The organism is Salinispira sp. (genome assembly GCF_059431795.1).
In genome coordinates this window covers 23,944-33,157 of record NZ_JBXWXS010000034.1, presented here as the reverse complement: position 1 = coordinate 33,157, position 9,214 = coordinate 23,944, and the positions used below count along the sequence as shown (strand labels likewise).

The following is a 9,214-nucleotide window of genomic DNA, read 5'->3' as shown; positions in this document are numbered from 1 at the left end:
TTAACTGCTGATCATAGGAATAGTCTTTGTATCGAGGCATGCCGTCCCTCCCATAGGCTGGCTGATACATGAATTTTACCATGGAACTACATTTACTAGAAGTGGGACTTTTTCTACAGCCTCAACGACCATTTGAGCCGCGAGCCGTAATTGGCGCGTGTCCTTGCCGGCGCAGCCGAAGCAAGGACCGTGACAATAGGCGAATCGGTCTCGAAGTCCTTGTTATGTTGAATTGTAGCCAGCTTTGGTTGTTTACGCTATTTATTATTTATTATTGAATATAATTGAAGATCGACATATCCCCGTCCGGGCCAGATTTCATAATCTTTCAATAGGCCTTCCTTATTGAAGCCTATCTTCGAAAGTAGCCGTATTGATGAATTGTTTTCCGGGATTACGAGAGCTTGAATGCGGTGAAAATTCCAATCTTCAAAGCATAGCTCAAGAAACAGTTCCAATGCATCGGTCATATACCCTTGATTCCATTTTGAAGGAAGTAGCTCATATCCGAGATTCGCACGATTTTGATGGCGATAGATTGAATATAGACCGCATGTACCGATGACTTCATCGGCTTCAATAATTGCATACCTAATTTGCCGGCCAAGATCATAATTCTTTAGCCAATTTTCAATTTGTTCTACCGCTTGGCTCAAGTCAGTAAATGGTGATAGATCGTAGAATTCACAGACTTCGCTTTTCGAGAATATATTATAGATCGCGCTCGCATCATCCCTTTGGATTGGACGGGTGCTTATCCTGTTGCCTTTCCTCATAGGTGCATTCAAATTTTATTTCTCAACCAACTGCCCGGTAATGTATTTGTGTAATACGCTTTTTACGAATGTTTGATACCGTAATCCTTCGCGCGCAGCTCTTTCCTTGATTTTTTCCAATTCATACGGATCAATCCGGATATTCATTTTCTTTTCAGAGGTGACAAATTCCTTTGCGGCAGTTCTAAATTTCTTTTGCTCTTCTTCTGAAGGTTTAAATGATTTCGAAGAGTTGGCATTTTCAAATGCCTCCATCAAATCTTTTTCTTCAATATCCAAATATTTAGAATCCATTATCCTGCTCCTGGTTGGAAAGGAGATACATATATTTTCGATTCGGAAAGATTGTTTTCAAGAAATATGTATCGCCATCAATCACATATGGTACACAATATGTGTATTGATTATGCTCGATCACAAACATCCATTGATTCGGATATTGATCTCGATTTGGATGCGGAATATTCAGCAGTACTCCGCTCTCAGCAATTGTTTCGATGATCTGATAAAAAGTAACCCCTCTTGTTTGAAAAAGTAGTTCATTTTTATCAGCATCGAAATCAAATTTCATAATTCAGTATATGACATTGTGCGCACAAAGTCCACCTGATATCTACGTAATTTCAATATAACAACGCAGTGAGCTCTTCACCGTCCATTGGCGCATGTTTTTGCGAATGCAAAAACTGTGACAATAGGTGAATGAGTCTCCACTGCCTTGTTAAATGCCAACCATTTTATTTTATATTTTCTTTTTGAATTTCCTTCATAAATAAGTCTACTATTTCTGATGCTTGATTCATAACATTGAGGATTGTGCGATAATCGATTTCAAAACTATATGCGTGTCTGATGAAATGCCTTAATCCCAAAAATTTCTCTAGTTCTTCTTTTAGTGTTTTTGATATTATCTCAGTCTCTTCGGATTTTTTTAATATTTCTGAATGCCAAGCTCTTTTGTTCTCAATTTTTATGTGTTGCTTGCTCAGCAATAAAGAAAGTATCTTTTCAATTCCGTTGTAAATTGAAATTAGTATAAGAGCGAGTCCGCGAATTTCTAGTTCATCTAAGGGTTTTGCATTATGCTTCTGCTTTGTGAGATTTAAGAAATCAATCTCTTTTTTCAATTTTATTATTTCATTTTTAATTTTCTCAGATCCCATCTTCTATGCCACTCTTTTAAGAGTTTCATTTTCGATTAATCGCTCACCAAATTTCTTTTGTAAATCTAAATCTACGAGATCTATTTCATGTTCCAGGATAAGCAATAAGTGACCATATATTTTAAAGAATCTTTCTGGTGATATTCCTCGTACAGCAATATCAATATCTGAGTCATCATCAGCAGTACCATTTGCTATTGAACCAAAAATATAAATTTCAGAGCAACCCATTTCTTTGAGGTAAGATACTGCCCTTTCAATATCATCTCTAAATCTCGCATCAAGCTTCAGTTCATTCATAATTTCATTATAGGGAAACCAAATTACTTGCTCAATATCATTCTATTTACTCTTGGAAACAGATCATTTTTTCAGGTAATTAATAATTTGTGCATTTAACAACAATATTAACCCTATTTCTCATATCAAAATAAAAATTACATATCTCAAAATAAGTCTTTAATGAGAATATGGGCTATTTTATTATTGAATCCAGAGTTTTACAAGTTTTAATCAAAGACCCATTCATGACCGGTTATTCTGTATTCCTTAAAAATCACCAGTGTATTCAGAATTCTGACATGCGGCTGGCAGCAAAGCGTACCAAATATCAAAAAGCAGGGCAGGCTTCACCCGCTGAGCACCCTTCGCATGAATTCCACCCTCCTGGGCGCAAAGTTCACAACATAACCCAGGTTGCACCCGGAAATGCGCAAATAATTCAGCAACTGAGCCTCGTGCTGTTCATTCAATGCGGCTACCGCCTTTACCTCCACCACAATACACCCGTTCACAACAAGGTCTGCGTAGTACTCTCCAACTACTTCCCCCCGAAACAACACTTCAAACTGCTGCTCATAGCGTACCGTGCACCCCAGTTCCCGAAACGCCATGTACAATGCGTTATGATACGGCTGCTCTAAAAGACCCGGCCCCAATTCAGGGTGAACTGCAAACACTCCGTCTAAAACCGTCTTCGACAATTCCTCATACAGCATGGCTGCCTCCTTTTTTCTTCCCCCGCACCGGAACGAAGGAATGGTCAAGGCCCCGCAGAAGGCGGGAGCGAAGCATGCCTTGAGGATTCCTGAGTGAAGGACATAATGAAAAAAGAGGAGGGCAGGAACATGTAACCCGCCTATTTGAAAAAAACTTCAGGCCAGGAAATCCTGTGCACTTACCTGCTGCGCTCTGTCGTGCCCCGTCGCGGTCACCACATCAAGCAAAGCACTAGGCTGACAACATCCCGGTGTCTGCATACCACCACAAAAAGGCCACTGCTGCCCGCTGAAACCGTCACCTTGAGCACTTCACTCCGAGATTCCCCCGGTCCATAACATCCTTTGCACTTACCTGCCGCGCTCTGTCGTGCCTGTCGCGGTTCCCATCAAAAAAATACACAACCCAAAGCTACCTGCAAAAATTCACATATTTCCCTACTGGATCCCAATCCGTGCTCCTTAGCGGAATCGCCGGCGGTGAAGCATGGCAATAGTCCGGATAACGCTGTCATGTAGCGGTGAAAAAAACCCCCCGCTCCAAAGTCTCCGATCTAATCTGACCTTTGGCCTCCAGCACCCCCAGGTACTTATTAATCTCGTTAATATGAATACCCAGAAATGCATGCAAATCATCCACAGTGCAGGGACGTCGGGCTATAGTTCCCAAAATTGCAGATTCAATATCGCCCTTATACGAATCGAGAGCTGAACGTTCCCGGGCATTGGCGATAATTTCTACATTCGGTAAATTCCAATACGCACGGACATTCTCCAACTCAGCTGAGCTCAGAGCAACAAGGTCTGCCTCGACTCCCGGACGATCGAGGGTGTTCAGCTGAACGCTGTCCGGGTCAATATTCTTAATCGCGGCCTTCAACAAATCCAACTCATCCTTCGAATCGTTATATCCTTTCAGCAGCAGAATCTCGAGCCAAATTTGCCCCGGGAATTCCTTCCTGAGCTGAATAAGACCTTCAATATAAGATTCGATATTTAAATCCTTGAACGGACGGTTAATCTTTTCGAAAACCCTTTGGCTGGCTGCATCCAAGGAAGGCAGAATAACATCTGCAGCGGTGATTGAATCCCGTACACATTGATCAGATAACAGAGTTCCATTGGTGAGAATCGCCGTTTTCAAGTCGGGGTAATGTGTCTTGATCCACTGTAAAACATCCCCAATTCGACTATTAAGCGTAGGCTCCCCGGAACCCGAGAAAGTGATATAATCGATACGGGGTTTCCCGCTCATGCATTGTTTCAGTTCTGAAATGACCCCGTCGTATCTGATATATTCCATTCTATCCAGAGTAAGCTTGGTGGTTTTTCCCACCTCACAATACACACAATCCAGGGAACATACTTTTTTCGGCACCAAATCTATACCCAGTGACATCCCTAATCGTCTCGAAGGCACTGGTCCGAAAACATACCTATACCTTTCTGCCAAAACACACCTCTCTTCACCTACCTGTCGCGATCTGTCGTGCCCGTCGCGGTCAACACCAAAAAATCAACCAAATACAGCCTTCATCCTTGTATTCCACCACCAATAACGGCCCCGCTTCCCGCTGCAGCCGCCAAACATTCTGACTCTTCACAAAATATCTGCGGTCAGTCGGAGCACATTGCTCAGAGTCAGGTTTTTTCGTATCCTTGGCAAGACTGCACACTAGCTCCAAGGAAAAACAATGACCGATTTTATGGAAACACTTTTCACAAATCTCGGCTTCTCCGCATCTACCGCTGCCATCCTGGAAAAGTCGCTGCTCGTACTTGCGGTCCTACTGCTCAGTTGGCTCGCCGATGCAATCAGCAAAAAACTGCTTCTGAGAGTACTCACCGACTTCACCCGGAAAACTGCCGGTACCTGGGATGATACAATTGTACGACGGGGTGTTTTTAAGAACCTGGCCCACTTTGCCCCGGCTCTCGTCCTCTATTTTCTCCTTCCAGCCATATTTACCCAATCCGGAGATATTCTTGCCTTCATTCAACGAATTATTCTTGTCTATATGGTTGGGGTTACCGTCCTTGTCCTGGACTCTCTGCTGAGTGCCGTCCAGGACATTTACCAAGGGTATGAAGTATCAAAAAACCGCCCCATTAAAGGCTACATTCAGGTGGGGAAAATCCTTTTGTACGCCATCGGCATTGCCCTGATGATTACCACCCTCCTCAATCGTAGCCCTGTCGGGCTCCTATCGGGAATCGGTGCACTCTCAGCTGTGATCATGCTGGTCTTCCGGGACTCAATTCTTGGGCTTGTCTCATCCATCCAATTAACCGCCAACAATCTTATCCGCATCGGCGATTGGATAGAAGTACCCCAATTCGGTGCCGATGGTGATGTGGTGGATATCACCCTGCAAACAGTGAAGGTGCAGAATTTCGATAAAACTATAGTGACTTTTCCCATCTATGCTCTTACCAGCTCCAGTTTCCGCAACTGGAGAGGCATGGCCGAGGCCGGGGGGCGAAGAATTAAACGGGCCATTTCCATAGATATCAACACCATCAGGTTTCTAACAGAGGAGGAGATGGATAATCTTCAAAAGATATCCCTGATCAGCGATTATCTGAAACACCGGCGGCAGGAGATAGCTGAACATCGCATAGACGACCCTCCAGGCGGGGGGCTGATGAACGCCCGCAGGCTGACCAATATCGGTACCTTCCGTGCCTATGTGGCCGCATACCTGGGCGCTCATCCACAGATCAGCAATGAAATGACATTTCTTGTTCGTCAACTGCCCCCGGGGCCCACAGGTTTACCCATCGAAATTTATGTATTCAGCCGAAATACCATATGGGCGATTTATGAAAGCATCCAGGCTGATATTTTCGATCACCTCTTGGCGGTTGCCCCCGAGTTCGGGCTTCGGATCTACCAGCAGCCGGGAAGCTACGATATGTCCCGCATATTTGATTCCCTTCATCCCCAATCCTCATAATCTCTTCACGGGGGAGGGACGAAAAAAAACGTCCCTTCAGCCGGGAATGAAATCCGTCGTTCCCGGTAGCCAATCATCCTGTCAACTTGGTATCTTATTGCCGGGGCCCGCATAAAGCGTCGTGCCCCGGCTTTCGCCTACATATCAAGGAGCTCGTATGTCCCCGCACAAAGACCCGCGCACCCGCATCACCGAATTGGTAGAACAACTGCAACACCATGAATACGCCTATTACGTTCTGAATGCACCGGAAATTTCCGACCGGGAATACGATAACCTCTACGATGAACTGGAAGATCTGGAGAATGAGCATCCCGAACTGAAAAGGTCCGACAGTCCAACCCAAAGGGTAGGCTCCGATTTGAGCTCCCAGCTGCCGGAGGTTGAGCACAATATTCCCGTTCTCAGCCTGGATAAAGCCTACTCGATCGATGAGATCCGCCAGTGGATCCGCCGCTGTGCCAAAGGGCTGGATCATCCCTTCCACATAATTATTGAAGAGAAAATGGACGGTTCCTCCCTGGTGCTCTATTACCATAACGGGGAACTTCAGCGGGCGGTAACCCGGGGAAACGGCCGGGTGGGCAACGATATTACCGGGAATGTGCGGACGATTCGTATGATTCCCCTTCGCCTTAACAGGAGCGTGGACGCGGCAATCCGGGGTGAAGTGTACATGACAGTCAGCGATTTTGAAGCCATAAGCGGGGAAGGGGAGTACGCCAATCCCCGGAATTTCGCCAGCGGCACCCTCCGGCGGATTAAAAGCCGGGATGTGGCAAGGGTTCCCTTGAGGTTTTTCGCCTACGAGCCCTACGGTGAAAGCTTCGGCGATTCCCATGAAGATAATCTGAAGCAGCTGAAAGAACTGGGGCTGGTGGTGAACCCCCATCAAACCCGTGTTTCGGTGGACGGAAACGATGAAGAGTCCCTTGCCGCAGCCATCAAAAAAATAGAAAGCTATCTGGATATGAGCACCGGCCGCAGAGGCGATCTGGACTACGAGATCGACGGAATGGTGCTGAAAATCGATGAAATTCCCTTCCGGGAAGAGTTGGGCTACACCGGCCATCATCCCCGCTGGGCAATCGCATACAAATTCGAAAGCCCCCGGGGAGTAACCACCGTAAACAGTATTGATGTCCAAGTTGGACGTACCGGCCGCATTACACCGGTTGCCCGTATTGAACCGGTGTTTGTGGGCGGCACCACCATCTCCAATGTGACCCTCCACAATCAGGACTATATATCCGCCCTGAATCTTGCTCCCGGAGACACGGTTGCGGTGAGCCGGCGGGGAGATGTTATTCCCGCAATTGAAGAGGTGATTGAAAAAGGAGATGGGGAGCATCCTCTGTGGACCATGCCCGAATCCTGCCCCTCCTGCAGTACCCCATTGGAGAAAACCGGTGCCCACCACTTCTGTCCGAACTTCGACTGCCCGGAGCGGCAGAAAGGACGGTTGGTCTTTTTTACCGGAAGAAATCAGATGGATATTGATAATCTGGGCTCCGAGACGGTTATTACTCTTCTAAAAGAGGGGCTGATATCCGATGTTCCCGACCTTTTTCGCTTGAATTATGATGATATCGCCGCCCTTGAGGGATTCGCCGAGAAAAAGGCCGAACTGATCCGGCAGGGGATCGAATCTGCACGGAGCAGGCCATACCGGCAGGTTCTGGTCAGTCTGGGCATCCACGATCTGGGGCCGAAAATGGCCGAACTTCTCGAGGCCGCAGGCTACCGCAGCATCGATCAGCTGTACGAACTGATTGATGCAGGGGGCGAGGCGGAACTGACCGAAATTAAGGGAATCGGTGAAAAAACCGTGGAGACCGTGGTAGAGCAGCTGAAGGAACCCAGAATGCGGGACATGATCGCTGAACTGAAGGCACTGGGCCTGAATTTCCAGGCTGAAGAGCCTTCCTCCGCCGATGATCTGCCAGCACAGATCTTTGAGAACCAGAGGTGGTGCGTAACCGGAAGCTTTGAAACCTTCAAGCCCCGTTCAGTCGCCATGGAAGAAGTGAAGCGTAGGGGCGGTGAGGCGCTAAGCGATGTGAGTTCCAAAACCACCCATCTGCTGGCCGGTGAAAAAGCGGGGAGTAAGCTGGAGAAGGCCAGGAAACTGGGAGTTCAAGTTGTCAGCGAAGAGGAATTCCTGGCCATGCTGGAAGAATCCTGATCCCGATTATTACTGCGGTCCTCTCCAAAGCGGTCCGTCTCCCAGCTGTTCCCTGCTGATACGGTGGCGCAAGTCAAAAATGCCCCGGTTTAACCCCCGAACATGCAGTGGGTTATGGGGAAAACGGAATTTGGGCTCACTGTGCTGTATTCCCGTCTGTGCCTCCCTTGCCAACAGTTCGCCAAAGCGCCGGGCAATTTCAGAGATTGAACTGCGTGTACATCGTACGGGAATTCGTACCCTTTTGCCTCCGGCTGACTGCCTGAGGGCTTTTCCAAACTTCTCCTGATACCCGCCGATTGTTACATGCCATGGGGAATCTTTTTCAGACCGCTGGCTGATCTCTATGAGCACCCCGCTGTCCTCCCGAATTATCTGTTCCATACCGGAGAAAAGCAGCCGGGGTTCACCTCCGGGTGGGGCTACAAGACAGGTACGGCCCTGGGAATCGCTGCGGCTGACTACCCTGCGAACGGCAACACCTGCATTCACGGCCGCCAGCAGCTTGAGGGCGAATTGGGGGTCATTGTGGTAATTGGGGATAAAATATTCTGGGCAGCCGTGATTGATTACAAACAGAATGAGTGCACTAATCTCTTCGCTCTGTTGTAGCCGGATCAGATGTTCAACATGGCGGTAGGCCCGGGTACTCGGGGCATCGGGAAACATGGCCACTCCGTCTTCAACCAGGCTGCAGGATTTTACTTCAGCCATCCAGGATTGGATACGATTTTGACTGCTGCCGCCTCTGGTGGAGAAGGTCAGATCCAGGCGGTGATCCCCCGACTTCACCTCCCTGCGCAGGTTTTCAGCGTCCGGGTAGAGGGCGGGGATCGCCAATTCTGCGGCGAGCTCATTGGCTGCCGCACTTACCATGGGTACCCACGCTTCTTTGTGCCGTAACGCGGCCAGGGACCAGGGAAGTTTCCGATTGGGGTTGGAGTGTTTTTCCAGAAGCACTTCTGTGCCCGGAAGGTACAGTTCCAGGAGCTTTCCCGGGTTGGGTGCATGAACGTCGATTTCATATCCATCTTCATGTATGACCCGGATCACAAAGCGGTTCTTTCTGAAAAGAAAACGGCCCCGTGAATGGGGCCGAAACAGCTGAATAGTTTTTTGCATTTCTGTCATGTTA

10 protein-coding genes are annotated in these 9,214 nt (G+C 47.6%); 2 read left to right on the top strand and 8 right to left on the bottom strand.

Annotation, left to right across the window (positions count from 1 at the left end):
* Positions 1 to 257 precede the first annotated feature (257 nt).
* The 7 genes from AC52PS_RS12300 to AC52PS_RS12270 all read right to left on the bottom strand — a co-directional run bounded on the left by AC52PS_RS12300 (position 258) and on the right by AC52PS_RS12270 (position 4,336).
* Positions 258 to 776, bottom strand: coding sequence for a GNAT family N-acetyltransferase (locus tag AC52PS_RS12300; protein WP_495563366.1), 519 nt, complete (start codon positions 774 to 776; stop codon positions 258 to 260).
* Between the two features lie 15 nt (positions 777 to 791).
* Positions 792 to 1,070 carry a CopG family antitoxin gene (locus tag AC52PS_RS12295; RefSeq protein ID WP_495563365.1) on the bottom strand — a complete coding sequence of 93 codons (279 nt, stop codon included), beginning with the start codon at positions 1,068 to 1,070 and terminating at the stop codon, positions 792 to 794.
* The gene (locus tag AC52PS_RS12290) at positions 1,060 to 1,347 is read right to left on the bottom strand and encodes a hypothetical protein (protein ID WP_495563364.1); all 288 of its coding nucleotides are present in this window, start codon (positions 1,345 to 1,347) and stop codon (positions 1,060 to 1,062) included. Before AC52PS_RS12290 ends, AC52PS_RS12295 begins: the two co-directional genes overlap by 11 nt.
* 166 nt (positions 1,348 to 1,513) lie before the next feature.
* A complete protein-coding gene (locus AC52PS_RS12285) occupies positions 1,514 to 1,939 on the bottom strand; it encodes a ribonuclease toxin HepT-like protein (protein ID WP_495563363.1) in 426 nt (141 codons plus the stop codon).
* Positions 1,940 to 1,942: 3 nt separating this feature from the next.
* Positions 1,943 to 2,239: a nucleotidyltransferase domain-containing protein gene (locus tag AC52PS_RS12280; RefSeq protein ID WP_495563362.1), complete on the bottom strand. Its 297-nt coding sequence runs from the start codon at positions 2,237 to 2,239 to the stop codon at positions 1,943 to 1,945.
* A 329-nt stretch (positions 2,240 to 2,568) separates the two neighbouring features.
* Complete coding sequence (locus AC52PS_RS12275; RefSeq protein ID WP_495563361.1) at positions 2,569 to 2,937, bottom strand: GxxExxY protein; 369 nt, start codon at positions 2,935 to 2,937, stop codon at positions 2,569 to 2,571.
* Between the two features lie 511 nt (positions 2,938 to 3,448).
* A complete protein-coding gene (locus AC52PS_RS12270; protein WP_495563368.1) occupies positions 3,449 to 4,336 on the bottom strand; it encodes a radical SAM protein in 888 nt (295 codons plus the stop codon).
* A 295-nt stretch (positions 4,337 to 4,631) separates the two neighbouring features.
* Between AC52PS_RS12270 and AC52PS_RS12265 the strand changes: the two genes are divergently transcribed.
* Together AC52PS_RS12265 and ligA are read left to right on the top strand one after the other, a co-directional pair.
* A complete protein-coding gene (locus AC52PS_RS12265; protein WP_495563360.1) occupies positions 4,632 to 5,894 on the top strand; it encodes a mechanosensitive ion channel family protein in 1,263 nt (420 codons plus the stop codon).
* 157 nt (positions 5,895 to 6,051) lie between these two features.
* Positions 6,052 to 8,079 (top strand): NAD-dependent DNA ligase LigA, encoded by a 2,028-nt coding sequence (gene ligA / locus AC52PS_RS12260; protein WP_495563359.1) that lies wholly within the window; start codon positions 6,052 to 6,054, stop codon positions 8,077 to 8,079.
* 9 nt (positions 8,080 to 8,088) lie between these two features.
* Here the strand turns inward: ligA and sfsA are convergent, their stop codons facing one another.
* On the bottom strand, positions 8,089 to 9,210 hold the full coding sequence (sfsA, locus tag AC52PS_RS12255; protein ID WP_495563358.1) for a DNA/RNA nuclease SfsA: 1,122 nt from the start codon (positions 9,208 to 9,210) through the stop codon (positions 8,089 to 8,091).
* Positions 9,211 to 9,214 lie beyond the last annotated feature (4 nt).